This is a genomic window from Azoarcus sp. TTM-91, from assembly GCF_012911025.1.
Taxonomy (GTDB): domain Bacteria; phylum Pseudomonadota; class Gammaproteobacteria; order Burkholderiales; family Rhodocyclaceae; genus Azoarcus.
The window spans coordinates 1-18,621 of record NZ_WUEI01000010.1 but is presented as its reverse complement, the minus strand read 5'-3'; the positions used below and the strand labels follow the sequence as shown (position 1 = coordinate 18,621).

The following is an 18,621-nucleotide window of genomic DNA, read 5'->3' as shown; positions in this document are numbered from 1 at the left end:
CGGGGAGAAGAGCGAATGCAAAAAAAGGTGGAGCAGGCGACCGTTTGTCAAAAAAATTAATTGAATTTTCGCAATCAATTAACTTATGGAACTCGGGATCTAGCCCAGCGGAAAGTAGGTGCTCTGCAAGGCAGGCGGCGCAGTTTGGTGCTGGCCGCGTGGAAAAACCACCCTGGCCATGGTGCCCGCACCTGCCGGATTAGGGTTGAGGGTTACAGAAGCCCTATGCAACTCGGCGATCTCCCGCACGATGGGCAAGCCGAGGCCGGATCCGTCCGCCCCGCTGCCCAACACCCTGTAGAAGCGCTCGAATACCCGCTCCCGGTCTGCCTCCGGAATACCGATGCCACTGTCCTCGACTTCCAGGATGGGCGCCCCAGCCAGTCTGGTCCGCGCGGTGACGCTGCCGCCCCGCGGCGTATATTTGATGGCGTTATCGACCAGGTTCTTGATCATCTCCCGCAGCAGCACCAAGTTGCCGTCCACCTGCAGGGGCCGCCCTGCCCCTTCGACCCCAAGGTCTATGCCCTTCTCCAGCGCCCGCGGAAAAAGATCCTGAGCCACCTCCCGGACCACCGCATTCAGGTCCACCGGCTCCACAGCGTAGAGCTTCTCGAAACTGGCTTCCGCCCGGGCAAGCGACAGCAACTGGCTAATCAGGTGGCTGGCGCGGTCGGTGCTCTCGGCAATGCGGGCGAGAGACTCGCGCAACTGCTCCGGATCACTCTCCCTCAAGGCCAGGTCCGTCTGCATCTTTAGTCCGGTCAGCGGGGTCCGCATCTGATGAGCCGCATCCGCGATGAAGCGCTGCTGGGCGTGGAGGTTCTCTTCCAGCCGCGCCATCATGTCGTTGAAGGCGACGATCAACGGCCGGACCTCCTCCGGTACGCTGGCCGGGGGAACTGGCGACAGATCGGTAGGGCGGCGGCGGCGGATCAAGCTCTGCAGCCGGTTCAGCGGCGCAATACCGCGGCTCAGGCCGACCCATACCAGCACCACCGCCAACGGGATGATGGCGAATTGGGGCAGCAGCACGCCGGTCACCACCCGCGACGCCAGATCGGAGCGCTTGTTGCGAGTCTCCGCGACCTGTACCAGCGTCAGCGGACTGTCCGGCTCCAGTTCCGGCCGCAGATAGAGATAGGCGATGCGCACCTCCTCGCCGTGGATGACGTCATCCCGGAACAACACCTCTTCCGCCAGTGGCCGTGGCGGCGCCTGCACCCAGGGAATCTCGCGATCCCCGGTAATCACCGCGCCGGCGCGATCGGCCACCTGGTAATAGACGGTGTCGTCCTGGTCGGCGCGGAAGAGCGCGCGCGGCGGCGCCGGGAAATGGACGGTGACAGCCCCACCCTCCATCGTGACCAGCCGCGCCAGCGAGCGAGCGCTGTCGGCGAGCGCTCTGTCATACGGCTGGTTGGCGATGTTGTCGGCAACGTTATGGGTGACGATGATGGAGATCGGCCACAGGAACAGCAGCGGCGCAAGCATCCAGTCCAGGATCTCGCCGAACAGGGAGTTCGGCTGGTAGCGCGCGCCCGGCGTTCTCGCCGGCTTTTCAGACCTTCGTCGCCGGGGGCGCATCCGGGTTTTCCAGGCAGTAACCGAGACCGCGTACGGTAACGATGCGCAGGCCGCTGTCTTCCAGCTTCTTGCGCAGCCGATGAACGTAGACCTCGATGGCGTTGCTGGAAACCTCCTCGCCCCAGCCGCAAAGGTGGTCCACCAGTTGATCCTTGCTTACCAGCCGGCCGACGCGCAGTGCGAAGACTTCCAGCAAACCGACCTCCCGCGCGGAGAAGTCCACCACCTGACCATTGATTTTCACCACCCGGTCCGCCTGGTCATAACTCAGCCGGCCGATCTCGATGCAACGCGGCTGGCCGGTGCCACGCCGGGTCAGCGCACGCACCCTGGCCTCCAGTTCCGGCAGCGCAAAGGGCTTGGTCAGATAATCGTCCGCCCCGGCATCCAGCCCGCGCACACGGTCTTCCACCCCATCCTGGGCAGTCAGGATCAGTACCGGGAGCGCCGACTTGCGCCCCCGCAACCGCTTCAGCACTTCAATGCCGGGCACGCGCGGCAGGCCAAGATCCAGGATCAGCAAATCGTAAGGCTGCGACGCCAGCGCAGCATCGGCATCGGCGCCGTCGCCCACATGGTCCACCGCATAGCCATTGCGCCGTAGCGTACGGCCAATGCCATCGGCAATCATCGCATCGTCTTCAGCCAGCAGAATGCGCATAGGATGTGGATGTAAGTTGCACGTAAGCGGCCAGCCCTAGAGTCGCAACCGCTGTTCTCCTTTTGCTCGGTCTTCGGGAACACGACGGCCTACGCCGACGGGTTCCGGGGAGTGTCCGGCTTCCGCAACGGACGCTCCCTGCCGCTTTTTTCCCTCTGCAGATCATGGATTATCCCACGCTTCCATTCCGTCGGCGTGCGCATCCATGCGCCGTAAACGGCAAACGGCCCCGCCATGGCGGGGCCGTTTCTGGTCTGGGAGACCGGACGGGTATTACATACCCATGTCCATGCCGCCCATACCACCCATGCCACCCATCGGCGGCATGGCCGGCTTGTCTTCAGCCAGTTCACCAACCATGCAGTCGGTGGTCAGCATCAGGCCGGCCACGGAAGCAGCGTTCTGCAGCGCGGTGCGGGTGACCTTGGTCGGATCCAGCACGCCCATCTCGACCATGTCGCCGTACTCGCCGGTCGCGGCGTTGTAGCCGAAGTTGCCCTTGCCTTCGACAACCTTGTTCACCACCACGGAAGGCTCGTCACCCGCGTTGGCGACGATTTCACGCAGCGGCTGCTCCATGGCGCGCAGCACGATCTTGATGCCGGCATCCTGGTCGTGGTTGTCGCCCTTCAGCCCGCCCAGGTTGGCGCGGGCACGCAGCAGCGCAACGCCGCCCCCCGGGACGATGCCTTCTTCCACCGCAGCGCGGGTGGCGTGCAGCGCATCTTCCACACGAGCCTTCTTTTCCTTCATCTCGACTTCAGTGGCGGCACCGACCTTGATCACCGCAACGCCGCCGGCCAGCTTGGCCACGCGCTCTTGCAGCTTTTCACGGTCGTAATCTGAAGTGGCTTCTTCGATCTGCACGCGGATCTGCTTCACACGAGCTTCGATGCGGGAAGCGTCGCCGGCGCCATCGATAACGATGGTGTTCTCCTTGCCGACTTCGATGCGCTTGGCCTGGCCCAGTTCGGCCAGGGTGGCCTTTTCCAGGTTCAGGCCGACTTCTTCGGCGATCACCTGGCCGCCGGTCAGTACGGCGATGTCTTCCAGCATGGCCTTGCGGCGGTCGCCGAAGCCCGGAGCCTTGACGGCGCAGGTCTTCAGGATGCCACGGATGTTGTTCACCACCAGGGTAGCCAGCGCTTCACCATCGACGTCTTCGGCGATGATCAGCAGCGGGCGGCCAGCCTTGGCGACTTGCTCCAGCACCGGCAGCAGATCGCGGATGTTGGAGATCTTCTTGTCGAACAGCAGGACGAACGGGTTTTCCAGAATGGCAACCTGCTTGTCCGGGTTGTTGATGAAGTAGGGCGACAGGTAGCCGCGGTCGAACTGCATGCCTTCGACCACATCCAGCTCGTTGCTCAGGCTCTTGCCGTCTTCAACGGTGATGACGCCTTCCTTGCCGACCTTGTCCATGGCGCTGGCGATGATGTCGCCGATGTCGCTGTCGGAGTTGGCGGAAATGGAGCCGACCTGAGCGATTTCCTTGTTGGTCGAGCAGGGCTTGGACAGCTTCTTCAGCTCGTCGATGGTGGCGATGACAGCCTTGTCGATGCCGCGCTTCAGGTCCATCGGGTTCATGCCGGCGGCCACATACTTCATGCCTTCGCGGACGATGGACTGGGCCAGCACGGTGGCGGTGGTGGTGCCGTCACCGGCGATGTCGGAAGTCTTGGAAGCGACTTCCTTGACCATCTGGGCGCCCATGTTCTCGAACTTGTCCTTCAGTTCGATTTCCTTGGCGACGGACACACCGTCCTTGGTCACGGTGGGGGCGCCGAAGGAACGCTCCAGCACCACGTTGCGGCCCTTCGGGCCCAGAGTCACCTTGACCGCGTTGGCCAGCACGTTGATGCCGGCAACCATGCGTTCGCGGGCGGAATCGCCAAACTTGACTTCTTTAGCAGCCATTCTTCAGAACTCCTTGAAATTCGATTGCGGATGAGGATGGGAGGGAGGCTCAGGCCTCGACCACGCCCATGATGTCTTCTTCGCGCATGACGAGCAGTTCTTCGCCATCGACCTTGACGGACTGGCCGGCGTACTTGCCGAACAGCACCTTGTCGCCAGCCTTGACGGCCATCGGGCGAACCTTGCCATCGTCCAGGATCTTGCCGTTACCGACGGCCAGCACTTCGCCCTGGTCAGGCTTTTCGCCAGCGGAGTCGGGGATCACGATACCGCTGGCGGTCTTGCGCTCGGCTTCCAGACGCTTGACGATCACGCGATCATGCAAGGGACGAATCTTCATCGAGTTTTCTCCTTCTTACGGATTCAACTTGCGCGGGCCAAACCCGCTGGGATGTTCTCAAGGTCCCCGGAGTTGCCCCGGGGTGCGTTAGCACTCACTGCCAACGAGTGCTAATAATAGGGACGCACTTGGGCGATTTCAAGAGCACAGCTTTGAATCGCTGCAAATCAGAAAAGCTCGATGTCGCCCTTACGCCGGCGTTGCGCCAACTCTTCGGCGTAGGCGCGCTCAGCACTCTCGATGCGGCGGGCGACGGCCAGCGAGCCGCCGCCCCGCCTACAGAACACATCGCCACTGGCGGGATCCACCACCACCTTGCGCGACCAAGGGCCGAGGAAATCCGAGGCGCGTAGCGGAATCCCCTCGCGCGCCAGCCACTCCCGGGCGAATTGGACATTGCGCTCGCCAATCGGCGAGCGGTCCAGCGAGGACACCACCGCCCCGCCGCCAAAGGCCTTGGCGAACAGCCGTGCCTTCTTCGCTCCTCGCGCCAGCATGCCGTTGAGCAGGGCCTCCATCGCATAGTCGCCGGCCAGCAGCGCGTCTTCTTCTGCACGTTCGGCCACACGATCGAAATGCGGCAGCATGAAATGGTTCATGCCGGCCAGGTGCAGATGGGGGTCGTAGAAGGCTACCGCCACACAGGAACCCAGCAGCGTGGCGATCGGCAGTTGCTGCTCGACGGCCCAGCCCCCCGGCAGAATGACGCGGGCGCGTCGTTCCAGTTCGCGGCCGGTGAGATTGGATTCGGTACTCATTGAAGGACGGCCAGAATGCACGCCAACGAAGATCGGCGATGCCCCGCCAGCATAGTCCAATCCCACCTTCAGAAAGCGATGGCGACACCGAAATGGAGGCGTAGTCGACGGTCTTGCTGCCCCCAGGCCAGGTCAACCGCCAGCGGCCCGGCCGGGCTACGCCAGCGCCCGCCCACCCCGTAGCCGGTGTGCAGGCGGAAAGACTCACGCGAATCAGCCGCGTCGCCGCTGTCCACGAAGAAGGCCGCCCCCCAGGCCGGGCGGAACCAGCGCACATATTCCGCACTTGCGATGCCGAGGTAGCGGCCACCGACGGTTGCATCCCCCTCGGACACGCCCAGGCTCTGGTACGCATAGCCACGCACGGACTGCGCGCCGCCGGCGCGGAAGAGGAAATCCTGCGGGATGCCCTCACGGGTCTTCGCCAGCGTGGCGCCGCCTTCCAGCCGCAGGATCAGGCTATCGGTCTCGCCCATCGGCCGGTAATGGACGTAACGGCTATAGAGGCGGACGAAATCCTGTTCGGCCAGCGCAATGCTGGAGCCCCCACCAACCTGGAATTCCAGCACGTTGCCGGCACGCGGGTCGAGCAGGTCATCCACTGCGCGCTGAACCCAGGTCCAATTCAGTGTCAGCGCATTCTGTGTGCTCTTCTCCGCACCATCCGGCTCCAGGATTTCGTGCTGCAGCCGCAAGGCCAGCTTGGTTTCGATGTCGCCCCGCACCGTGGTCCGCGCCACACCAACGGCGCGGTTCTCCAGCTTCAGGCCTTCGAGGTCGCTACGGTCGACCAGGGCGCCTATGCTGTCGCGGTGGCCTCCCTCGGGTGGCAGGAAGATGTCCGCATAGGCGGACTGGCGGCGCTGCTCCAGGCGTAGCCCGGAGGAGAGTTCCCAGCCGCGCCGCCACAGGTTCACGTCACGATAGGTCGTCTCGACGCGGTAGCCGGTATTGCTGGAGAAGCCGGCACCAAACCCCAGTCTGCGCGACCTCGCTTCGACCACCTGCACATTCACCGGCACCGCGGCGGCTTTGGCCGCATCCCGTTCCACGTCTACGACCACCGAGGCGAACTGCGGCGCATTCTGCAGCGTGCGCTGCAAGGTCAGCAGCGCGCTACGGTCATACTCGTCGCCAACCTCCAGGCCACTGAAGCGGGCGACGAAGTCTCCCGGCAGCGCCTGCAGACCACTGACTTCGAGGGGGCCGAGGAAGAACGGCGGGCCGCTGTCTACGGTCACGCTCAAATCCACCGTGGCCGCCTCGGCATCCACCGTCGCCCGGCTCTGCACCACCCGCGCCGCGGCATAGCGACGGGCGCCCACCTCGTCCATCAGCGCCTGCTTCGCGCCGTCCCAGTCGCCCTGGCGGAAAGGCTTACCGGCCGGCAAGCGCCAGCCCTTGCGCAGTTCTGCGACCCGCGCTGTACGCTCCGGAGCCCCGTCGGCGAGTTCGCCTTCGAAGGACAGGGTGACGTTACGTACCGTCGTTCGCGGCCCCGGCGTTACAAGCAGGCGCCAGCGCTCGCGCTCCTGCTGGTCGATGTCGATCTCCGGCGAAAAATAACCTTCGGTCGCCAGCAGATCGGTGACTTCCCGCTGCGTTCGGCGGATCAACGCCCTGCGATCCGGCCCCGCTGCCGGCAGCACCTTCTCGTCTTGCTTGAGGAGACGCACATGCTGCATCAACAAGGCGCGCAGTTCGCTCGGCGCCTCCAGCACGACGTCGAAGGCCGCCGCCTCGCCTGGCATGAGCGCCGCGCCACACAGCAGCGCCAGGAGGCTGTTGCGCGCACCGTGCAGGAAAGCGGGTCTGTGCAAACCGCGTCAGCCTTCCTGGTGATAGGCGGTGACGCGCTCGACCTCCCGCTTCGAGCCAAGGATGACCGGTACCCGCTGGTGCAGCCTCTCGGGCTGCAATGCCATGATGCGCTCTCGGCCGGTAGTCGCCGCGCCGCCAGCCTGCTCCACCAGCATCGCCATCGGGTTCGCCTCGTACATCAGGCGCAGCTTGCCGCCCTTGTCACGGCACTTCTCGTCCATCGGATACATGAAAATGCCGCCGCGGGTGAGGATGCGATGCACGTCCGCCACCATGGACGCCACCCAGCGCATATTGAAGTCCTTGCCACGCGGGCCGGTCTTGCCTTGCTGCAGTTCTTCCACGTAACGCTGCACCGGCGGCTCCCAGAAACGCTGATTGGAAGCGTTGATCGCATATTCCTGCGTCTCTTCCGGGACGGTCATGAAAGGCGTGGTATAGACGAAGCTGCCCATTTCCCGATCCAGCGTGAAGCCATGCACGCCGCTGCCCACGGTCAACACCAGCAGGGTGGAGGGGCCATAAAGCGCGTACCCCGCAGCGGCCTGGCTCGTGCCGGGCTGCAGGAAGCTCTGTTCAGTGGCCTCACCAGCCTCCTTGTCATGGCGCAGTACCGAAAAAATGGTGCCTACCGAGACGTTCACATCGATGTTGGAGGAGCCGTCGAGCGGATCGAACAGCAGCAGATACCCCCCCTTGGGGTAGTCGAAGGGGATGTGATGTACTTCCTCCACTTCTTCCGAGGCCATCGCAGCCAAGTGGCCACCCCATTCGTTCGCCTGCAACAGGATCTCGTTGGCGATCACATCCAGCTTCTTCTGCGCCTCGCCCTGAACGTTGTCGGTGCCCGCCTCGCCAAGGATGCCGGCCAGCGCCCCCTTGGACACATTCACGCTGATGGCCTTCACCGCGCGGGCCACGACCTCGATCAGCAAGCGAAGGTCGGCGGTGATGCGGCCGGCGCGCTGCTGCTCGATCAAAAACTGGGTGAGGGTGACTCGACGCATGAAACAGCTCCCTGGAGTGATTGGATGGCGGAGCTGCGGATTATCCCGCTTCCTGCACGACGGCGCACCACTCCGAAACAGCCGGTATCAGGACCGTGCCACGCCCATTACCCCCGAAGCCGATCCAGCGCTTATCATCCCCCCTCCGGTGGAACTACTACTTACCGCTAGTACTCGTACCGGAGCCTCCGCGGACAAGATACCCTTTCTATGCATGTGATGGTCCTCGGCGCCGGTGTCACCGGCGTCACTACCGCCTGGTTTCTCCACAAGGCGGGCTTCGAAGTCACCCTCGTTGATCGCCAAGCGGAAGCCGGGCTCGAAACCAGCTTCGCCAACGGCGGACAGATCTCGGTAAGCCACCCGGAACCCTGGGCCAACCCCTCAGCGCCCCTGCTCGCCCTGCGCTGGCTGGGCCGCGAGGACGCGCCGCTGCTGTTCCGCCCCCATGCGCGCATGGCGCAATGGCGCTGGGCACTCTCCTTCCTGCACGAGTGCCTGCCCTGGCGCAGCCGCCGCAACACCCGCGCCATCGCCTCCCTGGCCATCTCCAGCGCAAACCATCTGCGGGCACTGCGGACAGAAACCGGTATCACTTACGACCAATTGCAGCGCGGCATCCTGCATCTCTTTTTCTCGGCGGAAGAGTTCCGCCAGGTGCCTGCCCGCGTTGCCGAACTGAATCACTTGGGTATCACAGCCCGCGCGTGCAGGGCCGACGAGTGCTTCGAGGTAGAACCGGCGCTGCAGCGCCTGGCGGGCCGGCTGGCGGGCGGCATCTACGCACCCGACGACGAATCCGGCGATGCCTTTCGATTTACCCAGGCTCTGGCGGCGCACTTGCGCGACGTGGGCGTCCGCTTCCACTACGGCACGACGATAGAGCGACTGGATCGCAGCGGCGAACGGATTAGCGGAATCGAGGTGCGGGACTCAGCTGGCCGCACGGGCACCCTCTCCGCGCAGGCCTATGTGCTCTGCCTCGGAAGTTTCAGCCCGGCCCTCGTGGCGCCGCTGGGGCAGCGGCTACCCATCTATCCGGTGAAGGGCTACTCGGTCACTGCGCCTATCGTCGATGAGGATCTTGCGCCCGGGGTCAGCCTCACTGACGAATCCCGCCGCATTGTCTGCTCGCGCCTCGGCGACCGCCTGCGCATTGCCGGCACGGCCGAGCTGAATGGCTTCGACGCCAGCGTAAGGCCGGAGCGCGGCCGCGCCATCCTCGATTGGGTGAACGACAGGCTGCCAGGCGCCATCGACCCCGCCCAGGCTCAACTCTGGGCCGGTCTGCGCCCGGCTACCCCGGGCAACATCCCGCTCATCGGCAAGGGCTGGGGCAAGAACCTCTGGTACAACACCGGCCACGGCACCCTGGGCTGGACGCTCTCCTGCGGTTCGGCCGCCGCGCTGGCGGAGTTGATGCAGGGCAGGCGCCCTGCGCCGGACTTTCCCTTCCGCCCAGGCGCCTGACTGTCCGCGCCAATGCGGCCTCAAGCGGCCGCGCTCTCCTTGGAAGCAGCCCCACCGCAGGTGCAAGAAGCTGGCCCACAGCCTCCGGGCGCGATCCCCCCGCCCTCCTTCTCCACGTCGAAGCCAATGCTCTGCAGGTGGAAAGCCAGCGCGGCATCCATTCCGCCTGCGTGATTCTCGAACCAGGGTGGCAATTCCTCCACCAGACGCGTCCCCAGCGCCTTATCGCCCTTCTCTACCCGCGCCCTCACCTCATGCATCACCGCCAGCACCCGATCGTGCTCGGCACGATGGCAGCCTGGGAAATCCACTTGCTCCATCCAGCGGTTCTCCTGGTCGAAATGGCCAATCGTGTGCTCGATGAAGGCGTCGAGCTTTTCCAGGAAAGTCTCCGGCGATGCCGAAGCCAGCGCGTTGTAGTACTCGACGAACTCGCGGTGGGTGTCGTCCATCCTGCCCAAGCCAAGCTCGAGTTGCTCGCTCCATTGCATCACCGGCATTTCTGTCTCCATGAATATCCGGAAGAGGGGTTTCGCGCTTATAGCCGACCGGCCCAGGCGTAGCCCTGATCCTGATCAATTCTGCGGATGGGAGTGAAACGAAACCGTCACCCCCATCCCCTAGATTGGCGGCATTGTCCAGCCTTGGCCGCCCATGAACATCCTGATGATCTCCGATGTGTACTTCCCGCGCATCAACGGGGTCAGCACCTCGATTGAAACCTTCCGCTGCGCCCTAGCCGAGCGCGGCGTCCGTTCCACCCTCATCGCCCCCGCCTATCCCGGCGCCGAACAGGACGATACGGGGTTGCTGCGCATCCCTTCCCGCTACATTCCCTTGGACCCGGAGGACAGGATGATGCGCAGCGGGGCCATACGCCTCCGTCATGCAGACCTGCAAGCGCGAAACTTCGACGCGGTGCACATCCACACCCCTTTCGTCGCCCATTACGCCGGCCTGGAAATCGCGCGCAAGCTCAACCTGCCTTGCCTCGCGACTTACCACACCTTCTTCGAGGAATACCTCTTCCATTACATTTCCGTGCTGCCGAGATCCTGGCTGCGCGCTCTCGCCCGCCGCTTCTCCCGCGGGCAGTGCAATGCGATGGACCGCGTGATCGTTCCATCGCGCGCCATGGCAGATGCGCTGGCCCATTACGGGGTCAGCCGACCGCTGCAAGTCCTGCCCACCGGCATCCCGGACGAACAGTTCCATGGCGGCGATGGCTGTTACTTCCGCAACCGCTACGGCATAGGCAAGGACAGGCAATTGCTGCTCTACGTCGGACGGGTCGCCCACGAGAAGAACATCGGTTTTCTGTTGGACATGGTGGATCAACTGCGCCACCGCAATCCTCGCGCCCTGCTGCTCGTTACCGGCGAGGGGCCGGCGCTGCCCGGCCTGCAGGCGGAAACGGAACGCAGGAACCTAGGCCCCCATGTGCGCTTCCTCGGCTACCTGGACAGAGGCAGCGAGCTTCACGACTGCTACCGCGCCGCAGATCTCTTCGTCTTCGCTTCGCGCACGGAAACCCAGGGCTTGGTGCTACTTGAGGCAATGGCGCTGGGTACTCCGGTAGTCGCCCTCGCGGACATGGGCACGCGCGACATCCTGAGCGGCGAACGCGGATGCCGCATCGCCCCTCCCGACGCCAGCCTCTTTGCTGACCTTGTCGGCGGACTGCTCAGCGACGGCCCCACCCTGCAACGACTGGGCGAAGAAGCACGGGAGACCGCATTGCAATGGAGAGCGGAAGAAATGGCGGCCCGGCTGGAAGGCGTCTATGCGAGCACCATCGCCAGCCACCTTCCCGCCCGCAGCCTACGCCCAGCGTAAAACCGTCGGCAAGAGGCTTACTTCACGACCTTGAGATGGCCACCACGCGGCGGCGGCTTGTCATCGTTGCCGCCGCGATCGGCATCGGCCCCATCGTCCGGCAGCGCCTCCACCAGTTGCTCATCGGCACCGGCATTGGCTGAGATCTCCGCCTTCTCCAACTCGAAAGCCATGCCTTGGCCGTTCTCGCGGGCGTAGATCGCCACCACGTTGCCGACCGGCACCAGCAGGGAGTGCGCAACACCGTTGAAGCGCGCCTGAAACGAGATGAACTCGTTGTCCATCACGAGTTGATGCGTCGCATCAGCACCAACGTTCAGCACGATCTGGCCGTCGCGCGCATAACCTGGCGGAACGCGCGTGTGCTCGTCGACCATGGCGGCGATGTAAGGGGTGAACCCCTGGTCCACGCACCACTCGTAGATGGCACGGATCAAGTAGGGCTTGGTCGATACGGTCGTCATGGGAATCCTGTTGCCGGCACCGGCTGGCCTGAATCCAGGCCAGCCGGACCGCCGGGCACCGCATTAGCGGCGCATCACCTTCTCGGACGGCGTCAGGGCATCGATGAAGCCCTGCCGGCTGAAGATACGCTCGGCATACTTCGCCAGCGGCGCAGCCGCCTTCGGCAGTTCGATGCCATAGTGCTCCAGGCGCCACAGCAGCGGCGCGATGGCCACATCCAGCATCGAAAACTCTTCGCCCAGCATGAACTTCTGCTTGGTGAAGATGGGCGCGAGCTGGGTCAGGTGATCGCGCACGTGAGCGCGGTTCTTGTCCACCCCCTTCTGATTGGCTTCCAGCGCTTCGATATGGGAGAACAGCTCATGCTCGAAGGTATGCAGCAACTGGCGGGCGCGGGCGCGCATGATGGGATCAGGCGGCATCAACTGCGGATGCGGGAAGCGCTCGTCGATGTACTCGTTGATGATGTTGGACTCGTAAAGAACGAGATCACGGTCCACCAGTACCGGCACCCGGTTGTAGGGGTTGATGACGGCGATGTCTTCAGGTTTGTTGTAGAGATCGACATCGATCACTTCGAAATCCATGCCCTTCTCGTAGAGCACGATCCGGCAACGGTGACTGAAGGGATCGGTCGTGCCGGAATACAGGTTCATCATGTGTTACGACTCCCGATACAAAAGCAAAAGCGCACCACGCGGCAAAGCGCGTGGTGCGTCTGGGGAGGAAAGCGGTGCTAGGCCTTGATGCGGCCGCTCACCTGTTCGTTCAATGAACGTCCTTCCAGTAGTTCTTCTTCAAGGCGTAGGAGAGCACGAAGAGGCCGGCAAGGAAGATCAGCACTACGCCACCGATGGCCTTGCGCTTTTCCGCGACCGGCTCGCCCATCCAGACTAGGAAGGATACGAGATCAGCCACCGACTTGTCGAATTCCTCCGGCGACAGCTTGCCCGGCTTGGCAAGGCTCAGCTCGACCTTCTTGCCGTGTTCACCATCGGAGATCTTCGCCACCTGCTCGCCCTGAAGCTCCCACAGCACGTGGGGCATCCCCACGTTCTCGAACACCACGTTGTTCCAACCCGTCGGGCGGGCCGGATCGCGATAGAACTGGCGCAGGTAGGTGTAGAGCCAGTCGGCCCCGCTGCCGAACTCGGATGCACGCGAGCGGGCGATCAGCGACAGATCCGGAGGCGCAGCCCCGAACCAGGCCTTGCCATCTTCTCGATGCATCGAAATCTTCATCAGATCGCCGACCTTGTCGCCGGTGAACATCAGGTTGTCACGGATCATCTGCTCCGACAGGCCGATGTCCTGCAGCCGGTTGTAGCGCACGTAAGAAGCACCGTGGCAGTTCAGACAGTAATTGACGAACAGCTTGGCACCGTGTTGCAGGGCCGCCGGATCCTTGCTGACCGGCGCCTTGTCCAGGTGCAGCTCCGCCCCGGCGGCGAAGGCCAGCGCCGGAGCGAGCAGCAGGACGGCAGCAGCGCGCTTGATTAGCTTGATTACACGCGAGTTCATTTGAAAGTCACCCTTTCCGGTTCGGGTTTGCACTTGTCGAGCTTGCTGTACCACGGCATCAGCAGGAAGAAGGCGAAGTAGAGCACCGAGCAGATCTGCGACACCAAGGTACGACCGGCGGTCGGCGGCAGCACACCCAGGTAACCGAGGATGAAGAAGCAGACGAGGAAGATGGCAATCGCGCCCTTGAAGACCGGACCCTTGTAGCGGATCGACTTCACCGGGCTGCGGTCCAGCCAGGGCAGGAAGGCGATGATGACTACCGAAGCGCCCATCGCAACCACACCCCAGAACTTAGCATCGAGTCCGAACAGCGGGTAGGTCACTGCACGCAGGATCGAGTAGAAGGGCGTGAAGTACCACACCGGTGCAATATGCGGCGGAGTCTTCAGCGGATCGGCCGGAATGAAGTTGTTGAACTCAAGGAAGTAGCCACCGCCTTCAGGTGCGAAGAACACCACTGCGCTGAAGAAGAACAGGAAGCCGACGACGCCGACGATGTCCTTCACCGAGTAGTACGGGTGGAAAGGAATACCGTCCAGCGGAATGCCGTTCTCGTCTTTCTTCTTCTTGATTTCGACGCCATCCGGGTTGTTCGAGCCCACTTCGTGCAGCGCGAGGATGTGCGCCACGACCAGGCCGATCAGCACCAGCGGTACCGCGATCACGTGGAAGGAGAAGAAGCGGTTCAGCGTCGCGTCCGAGACCACATAGTCGCCGCGGATCACCAGGGACAGATCCGGACCGACCAGCGGAATGGCGGAGAACAGGTTCACGATCACCTGCGCGCCCCAGAAGGACATCTGGCCCCAGGGCAACAGATAGCCCATGAAGGCTTCGGCCATCAGCACCAGGAAGATCAGGGTACCGAAGATCCAGATCAGTTCGCGCGGCTTACGGTAGGAACCATAGAGCAGGCCACGGAACATGTGGAGGTAGACCACGATGAAAAAGGCCGAGGCGCCGGTGGAGTGCATGTAGCGGATCAGCCATCCGCCCGGCACGTCGCGCATGATGTACTCGACGCTGGCGAAGGCCACCGGCACACCGGCCGCGTTCAGCGAGGCATCCGGCTTGTAGTGCATCACCAGGAAGATCCCGGTGACGATCTGTATCACCAGCACCAGCAGCGCCAGCGAACCGAAGAAGTACCAGAAGTTGAAGTTCTTGGGCGCGTAGTACTCGGAGAGGTGCGCCTTCCAGTTGGACGTGAGCGGGAAGCGCTCGTCGATCCAATTCAGCAAAGCCTGTGATTTGGTCGTCATCGCTTAGGCCTTTCCGTCTTCACCGACGATGATGGTGGTGTCCGCGAGGTACTTGTGCGGCGGCACCTCGAGGTTGTCCGGGGCCGGCATGCTCTTGTACACACGGCCGGCCAGGTCGAACTGCGAACCATGGCAGGGGCACAGGAAACCGCCCACCCAGTCCGGACCCATGCCGCTTTCAGCACCCGCCTTGAACTTCTCCGAAGGCGAACAGCCGAGGTGCGTACAGATACCGACGGTGACGAGGTACTCAGGCTTGATCGAGCGGAACTTGTTCTTGGCGTACTCCGGCTGCTGAGGCTTCTGCGATTCCGGATCGCTCACCAGATCAGCCGTCTTGTCGAGGGATGCCAGCATTTCCGGCGTGCGGCGCAGGATCCACACCGGCTTGCCCCGCCACTCCACCGTCATCATCTCGCCCGGCGCGAGCTTACCCACATCCACCTCGACAGGCGCCCCGGCAGCCTTGGCACGCTCGGACGGCGTGAGGCTGGCAACGAACGGCACCGCCGTTGCTACCGCGGCGACTCCTCCCGCGGCGGACGTCGCCACCAGCAACTGCCGGCGGCTACTGTCCATTTTATGATCAACGCTCATGACCCTCTTCCCAGAAAGGAAAACGAAAGACCCGAATGCAAAAAACCTTTTGATTATAGCGGATTCACTTAGTCGGAGGAAAGCCAAAACCAGCGCCGACCAAGCGCCACAAGGCTTTCACCCCGATGACCTCAGAAATAATACGGAAATTCAAGCCCGGTTTTTATGCGATGCACAATCGGGCTGTTTTATACCGTTCGGCGCTCCACCAAGGCCTGGGCGATGGTGCCGGTATCGGTATGCTCCAGCTCACCGCCGACCGGGACACCGCGGGAGAGGCGGCTGATGCGCAGGCCGCGGGGAGAGAGCAGCGAGGCGACCGTATGGGCTGTTGCCTCTCCTTCGTTGGTGAAATTGGTCGCCAGGATGACCTCCTGGACGATGCCGTCGGTCGCCCGCGCGATCAGCTTGTCGAGCTTCAGTTCGCGCGGCCCGATCCCGTCCAGCGGCGAAAGACGCCCCATCAGCACGTAGTAGAGGCCATTGTAGGACTGCGTCTGCTCGATCATCGCCAGGTCGGCCGGCATCTCGACGATACAGAGCTGTGCTGGGTCGCGCCGGGGGTTGGCGCAGCGCTGGCATATCTCGGTCTCGCTGAAGGTGTTGCAGCGCCCGCAATGCTGCAGGACGTCCAGGGCATGCCCCAGCGCACCGGCCAACCGCGCCGCGCCTCGCTGGTCACGCTGCAGCAGGTGATAGGCCATGCGCTGCGCCGACTTCGGGCCCACGCCCGGCAGGCAACGCAGGGCTTCGATCAGCTCGTCGAGACTGGAAGGCTGCATGGACTCAGAACGGCAGCTTGAAGCCCGGCGGCAGGTTCAGGCCGGAGGTGAAGCCGGCCATCTTTTCCTGGGTGGTCGCCTCGACCTTGCGCACCGCGTCGTTCAAGGCCGCGGCCACCAGGTCCTCCAGCATTTCCTTGTCGTCCATCACCGAGTCATCGATGGCGACCCGGCGCACGTCGTACTTGCAGGTCATTACGACCTTGACCATGCCGGCACCGGACTGGCCTTCCACTTCGACGCTGGCCAGTTGGTCCTGCATCTTCTTCATGTTGTCCTGCATCTGCTGGGCCTGCTTCATCAGGCCCGCGATACCGCCTTTCATCATGATCTTTCTCCAAGAATTGAATTGAATACAGAGGTCCGCCAACGGCGGATCAGAGCGGCTTGACCGATTCCTCGACCAGGGTGGCATCGAAGCGTTCGATCAGCTCACGGACAAAAGGATCACTCTCGAGCGCGGCAACCGCGGAAGCATGGCGGGCACGACGCTCGATCTCGTCGCGCTGTGCCGGCGTCTCCCCTTCGATGGCGCCAATGTCGATGCGCAGCCGCATCGGCCTGCCCAGCACGGTGGAAAGCTGTTCTTGCAATCGGTCCACCGCGCCGCGATTCATCTCGAAAAGATGCTTATGCGTGCTGGACAGGCGTAGCGACAACACCTCGCCGTCGCAGGCCGCCCACTCGCAGTGCTGCCCCAGTTCGCGTACTAAACCGCCCACGCCCAGCGCCCGCAGCAGACTTCGCCAGTTCCGTGCCGCCAGCGCGGCCTCCGCAGCCGCAGAAGATGCGGGCGCATCTGCAGCGGAGTCGTCCCCGGCAGCCTCAACAGCCGCTGGAGATAGAGCGGCCGATGCGGCACGTTGAACCGCGGGGGTGGCAGCCGGAGCAGGAGCCGGATCGATGAAAACCGGTTCGTCGTCCATCCGGCCGGACGGCGCCATGTCGGCATCGTCCAGCATGGCCTCGGGCGGCAAAGCCTCCCAGGGCGGCACGTCGCTCTGGGGGCGGGGGGGCGCCTGGACTGCAGCCGGCGGATCCACTATGGCCGGCTTCGCTGCGGCGGGCTCCTTGACCACCTCTCCCCGGGTCGGTGGCGCTGCCGCGGCAGTTGCTGCCCGCAAGGCTTCATTCGCGGGCGCTGCCTGGACGGCCGTGCCGGAGGCCACCGCCGCGGCCGCCGCCGGCACTCCAGCAGGCAGAACAGGCGCCGGTCGCGCGAGCGCACCTCCCGCCGGGATCGCACGGGCAATACCTCCGCCGCCGCCTTCCGCAGCCGGGCTGCCCAGCGCCGGCGGCTGCTCCGGACGGAAGGCATGGAGCCGCAATAAGGTCATCGTGAAGCCGCTGTACTCGTCCGGCGCCAGGGCAAGCTCATCCCTGCCGTGGATGGCAATCTGATAGGCCAGTTGCAGATACTCGGCATCGAAGTGGGCGATATGCGGCGCCAGCCGCTGACGTTCCGCCTCGTCGTCAATCGCCGCCGGCGCAAATTGCGCCAGCGCCAGACGCGTAAGCAGCGAAGCCAGGGATTGCAGCGCCGCGTCGAAGGAGAGGCTGCGGGCCTCCATGCCGTCCGCCACGGCCAGCAAGCCGGGAACGTCGCCGGCGGCCAGCGCGTCCAGCACCGCATATAGATGATCGTCGCCCACCGTCCCCAGCATGTGGGTGACCTGCTCCTCCTCGACCTTGCCAGCGCCGTGGGCAATCGCCTGGTCCAGCAGCGACAGCGCATCCCGCATCGAGCCGCTGGCGGCCTTTGCTAGGTGGCGCAGCGCGCCCGCCTCGAAAGGCACCGCCTCCGCCTCCAGCACCCGGGTGAGATGCTCGACGATATGGCCCGGCGGCATCTGCTTCAGGTTGAACTGCAGGCAGCGCGACAGCACCGTCACCGGGATCTTCTGCGGGTCGGTGGTGGCCAGAATGAATTTCACATGCTCGGGCGGCTCTTCCAGCGTCTTGAGCATGGCGTTGAAGGCATGACCGGTGAGCATATGCACTTCATCGATCATGTACACCTTGTAACGCCCCTGCACCGGCGCATAGACGGCCTTGTCCAGCAGCGCCGCCATGTCCTCAACCCCGCGATTGGAGGCAGCGTCCATCTCCACGTAATCCGGGAAGCGGTCGGCATCTATCGCCCGGCAGGCGTCGCAGACACCACAGGGCTCGGCGGTGATTCCGGTCTCGCAATTAAGGGCCTTGGACAGGATGCGGCTGATGGTGGTCTTGCCCACCCCGCGGGTGCCGGTGAACAGATAGGCGTGATGCAGCCTGCCGGTGGCGAGCGCGTGGCTCAGGGCCCGGACGACATGCTCCTGGCCCACCAGCGTGCCGAAGGATTTGGGTCGCCACTTACGCGCAAGGACTTGATAACTCATGCGCGGATTCTAGCAGAGGCGCACCGCTTCCCTTTCCGTCCGCCAAATGCAGTTCATTGCTCAAACCAATTGCATTGATTCAATCAATCAATTAGCCCTATCAAACCCCAACATCTACGCTAGCCACATCGAGTGTTCGCCAAGCGCGACTGGAGACCGCCATGCAAACCCCTCCACCTTCCTTCACCGCCACGCTGATTGCTGTATTCGCCG

General features: G+C 63.7%; 18 protein-coding genes. 2 read left to right on the top strand and 16 right to left on the bottom strand.

Annotation, left to right across the window (positions count from 1 at the left end):
* Positions 1–99: 99 nt before the first annotated feature.
* From GRF61_RS04875 to GRF61_RS04845, 7 genes are all read right to left on the bottom strand, one after another.
* Complete coding sequence (locus tag GRF61_RS04875) at positions 100–1,587, bottom strand: sensor histidine kinase (protein WP_169149583.1); 1,488 nt, start codon at positions 1,585–1,587, stop codon at positions 100–102.
* Entirely contained in the window at positions 1,562–2,248 is a 687-nt protein-coding gene (locus tag GRF61_RS04870) for a response regulator transcription factor (protein ID WP_169149582.1), read from the bottom strand. Before GRF61_RS04870 ends, GRF61_RS04875 begins: the two co-directional genes overlap by 26 nt.
* Before the next feature lie 273 nt (positions 2,249–2,521).
* Entirely contained in the window at positions 2,522–4,165 is a 1,644-nt protein-coding gene (groL, locus tag GRF61_RS04865) for a chaperonin GroEL (RefSeq protein ID WP_133591504.1), read from the bottom strand.
* Positions 4,166–4,214: 49 nt separating this feature from the next.
* Entirely contained in the window at positions 4,215–4,505 is a 291-nt protein-coding gene (groES, locus tag GRF61_RS04860) for a co-chaperone GroES (protein WP_110528817.1), read from the bottom strand.
* A gap of 167 nt (positions 4,506–4,672) precedes the next feature.
* Positions 4,673–5,263, bottom strand: coding sequence for a chemotaxis protein CheD (locus GRF61_RS04855; protein ID WP_169149581.1), 591 nt, complete (start codon positions 5,261–5,263; stop codon positions 4,673–4,675).
* Between the two features lie 68 nt (positions 5,264–5,331).
* Positions 5,332–7,014, bottom strand: coding sequence for an autotransporter assembly complex family protein (locus tag GRF61_RS04850; RefSeq protein ID WP_169149626.1), 1,683 nt, complete (start codon positions 7,012–7,014; stop codon positions 5,332–5,334).
* A gap of 75 nt (positions 7,015–7,089) precedes the next feature.
* Positions 7,090–8,091, bottom strand: a complete 1,002-nt coding sequence (locus GRF61_RS04845) for a class 1 fructose-bisphosphatase (RefSeq protein WP_169149580.1) — start codon at positions 8,089–8,091, stop codon at positions 7,090–7,092.
* A 210-nt stretch (positions 8,092–8,301) separates the two neighbouring features.
* Between GRF61_RS04845 and GRF61_RS04840 the strand changes: the two genes are divergently transcribed.
* On the top strand, positions 8,302–9,561 hold the full coding sequence (locus GRF61_RS04840; RefSeq protein WP_169149579.1) for a D-amino acid dehydrogenase: 1,260 nt from the start codon (positions 8,302–8,304) through the stop codon (positions 9,559–9,561).
* A gap of 20 nt (positions 9,562–9,581) precedes the next feature.
* Here GRF61_RS04840 and GRF61_RS04835 read toward each other — a convergent pair whose 3' ends face one another.
* Complete coding sequence (locus GRF61_RS04835) at positions 9,582–10,061, bottom strand: hemerythrin domain-containing protein (RefSeq protein ID WP_169149578.1); 480 nt, start codon at positions 10,059–10,061, stop codon at positions 9,582–9,584.
* A 154-nt stretch (positions 10,062–10,215) separates the two neighbouring features.
* Here GRF61_RS04835 and GRF61_RS04830 point away from each other — a divergent pair, with 154 nt between their 5' ends.
* On the top strand, positions 10,216–11,397 hold the full coding sequence (locus tag GRF61_RS04830) for a glycosyltransferase (protein WP_169149577.1): 1,182 nt from the start codon (positions 10,216–10,218) through the stop codon (positions 11,395–11,397).
* A gap of 17 nt (positions 11,398–11,414) precedes the next feature.
* Here GRF61_RS04830 and GRF61_RS04825 read toward each other — a convergent pair whose 3' ends face one another.
* From GRF61_RS04825 to dnaX, 8 genes are all read right to left on the bottom strand, one after another.
* On the bottom strand, positions 11,415–11,861 hold the full coding sequence (locus GRF61_RS04825) for a ClpXP protease specificity-enhancing factor (RefSeq protein ID WP_169149576.1): 447 nt from the start codon (positions 11,859–11,861) through the stop codon (positions 11,415–11,417).
* 63 nt (positions 11,862–11,924) lie between these two features.
* Entirely contained in the window at positions 11,925–12,521 is a 597-nt protein-coding gene (locus tag GRF61_RS04820; RefSeq protein ID WP_133591519.1) for a glutathione S-transferase N-terminal domain-containing protein, read from the bottom strand.
* Between the two features lie 109 nt (positions 12,522–12,630).
* On the bottom strand, positions 12,631–13,383 hold the full coding sequence (locus GRF61_RS04815; protein WP_169149575.1) for a cytochrome c1: 753 nt from the start codon (positions 13,381–13,383) through the stop codon (positions 12,631–12,633).
* Positions 13,380–14,648: a cytochrome bc complex cytochrome b subunit gene (locus GRF61_RS04810; RefSeq protein ID WP_169149574.1), complete on the bottom strand. Its 1,269-nt coding sequence runs from the start codon at positions 14,646–14,648 to the stop codon at positions 13,380–13,382. Before GRF61_RS04810 ends, GRF61_RS04815 begins: the two co-directional genes overlap by 4 nt.
* 3 nt (positions 14,649–14,651) lie before the next feature.
* On the bottom strand, positions 14,652–15,245 hold the full coding sequence (gene petA, locus GRF61_RS04805) for a ubiquinol-cytochrome c reductase iron-sulfur subunit (RefSeq protein WP_169149573.1): 594 nt from the start codon (positions 15,243–15,245) through the stop codon (positions 14,652–14,654).
* 188 nt (positions 15,246–15,433) lie between these two features.
* Positions 15,434–16,027, bottom strand: coding sequence for a recombination mediator RecR (recR, locus tag GRF61_RS04800; RefSeq protein ID WP_169149572.1), 594 nt, complete (start codon positions 16,025–16,027; stop codon positions 15,434–15,436).
* 4 nt (positions 16,028–16,031) lie between these two features.
* Positions 16,032–16,355 (bottom strand): YbaB/EbfC family nucleoid-associated protein, encoded by a 324-nt coding sequence (locus GRF61_RS04795; RefSeq protein WP_133591529.1) that lies wholly within the window; start codon positions 16,353–16,355, stop codon positions 16,032–16,034.
* A 49-nt stretch (positions 16,356–16,404) separates the two neighbouring features.
* Positions 16,405–18,408 (bottom strand): DNA polymerase III subunit gamma/tau, encoded by a 2,004-nt coding sequence (dnaX, locus tag GRF61_RS04790; protein ID WP_169149571.1) that lies wholly within the window; start codon positions 18,406–18,408, stop codon positions 16,405–16,407.
* Positions 18,409–18,621 lie beyond the last annotated feature (213 nt).

Bases quoted from the DNA above. Each gene is read 5' to 3' on its own strand.
- GRF61_RS04875 (WP_169149583.1), bottom strand. From the start codon at position 1,587: ATGCGCCCCCGGCGACGAAGGTCTGAAAAGCCGGCGAGAACGCCGGGC.
- GRF61_RS04870 (WP_169149582.1), bottom strand. From the start codon at position 2,248: ATGCGCATTCTGCTGGCTGAAGACGATGCGATGATTGCCGATGGCATT.
- groL (WP_133591504.1), bottom strand. From the start codon at position 4,165: ATGGCTGCTAAAGAAGTCAAGTTTGGCGATTCCGCCCGCGAACGCATG.
- groES (WP_110528817.1), bottom strand. From the start codon at position 4,505: ATGAAGATTCGTCCCTTGCATGATCGCGTGATCGTCAAGCGTCTGGAA.
- GRF61_RS04855 (WP_169149581.1), bottom strand. From the start codon at position 5,263: ATGAGTACCGAATCCAATCTCACCGGCCGCGAACTGGAACGACGCGCC.
- GRF61_RS04850 (WP_169149626.1), bottom strand. From the start codon at position 7,014: ATGCCAGGCGAGGCGGCGGCCTTCGACGTCGTGCTGGAGGCGCCGAGC.
- GRF61_RS04845 (WP_169149580.1), bottom strand. From the start codon at position 8,091: ATGCGTCGAGTCACCCTCACCCAGTTTTTGATCGAGCAGCAGCGCGCC.
- GRF61_RS04840 (WP_169149579.1), top strand. From the start codon at position 8,302: ATGCATGTGATGGTCCTCGGCGCCGGTGTCACCGGCGTCACTACCGCC.
- GRF61_RS04835 (WP_169149578.1), bottom strand. From the start codon at position 10,061: ATGCCGGTGATGCAATGGAGCGAGCAACTCGAGCTTGGCTTGGGCAGG.
- GRF61_RS04830 (WP_169149577.1), top strand. From the start codon at position 10,216: ATGAACATCCTGATGATCTCCGATGTGTACTTCCCGCGCATCAACGGG.
- GRF61_RS04825 (WP_169149576.1), bottom strand. From the start codon at position 11,861: ATGACGACCGTATCGACCAAGCCCTACTTGATCCGTGCCATCTACGAG.
- GRF61_RS04820 (WP_133591519.1), bottom strand. From the start codon at position 12,521: ATGATGAACCTGTATTCCGGCACGACCGATCCCTTCAGTCACCGTTGC.
- GRF61_RS04815 (WP_169149575.1), bottom strand. From the start codon at position 13,383: ATGAACTCGCGTGTAATCAAGCTAATCAAGCGCGCTGCTGCCGTCCTG.
- GRF61_RS04810 (WP_169149574.1), bottom strand. From the start codon at position 14,648: ATGACGACCAAATCACAGGCTTTGCTGAATTGGATCGACGAGCGCTTC.
- petA (WP_169149573.1), bottom strand. From the start codon at position 15,245: ATGAGCGTTGATCATAAAATGGACAGTAGCCGCCGGCAGTTGCTGGTG.
- recR (WP_169149572.1), bottom strand. From the start codon at position 16,027: ATGCAGCCTTCCAGTCTCGACGAGCTGATCGAAGCCCTGCGTTGCCTG.
- GRF61_RS04795 (WP_133591529.1), bottom strand. From the start codon at position 16,355: ATGATGAAAGGCGGTATCGCGGGCCTGATGAAGCAGGCCCAGCAGATG.
- dnaX (WP_169149571.1), bottom strand. From the start codon at position 18,408: ATGAGTTATCAAGTCCTTGCGCGTAAGTGGCGACCCAAATCCTTCGGC.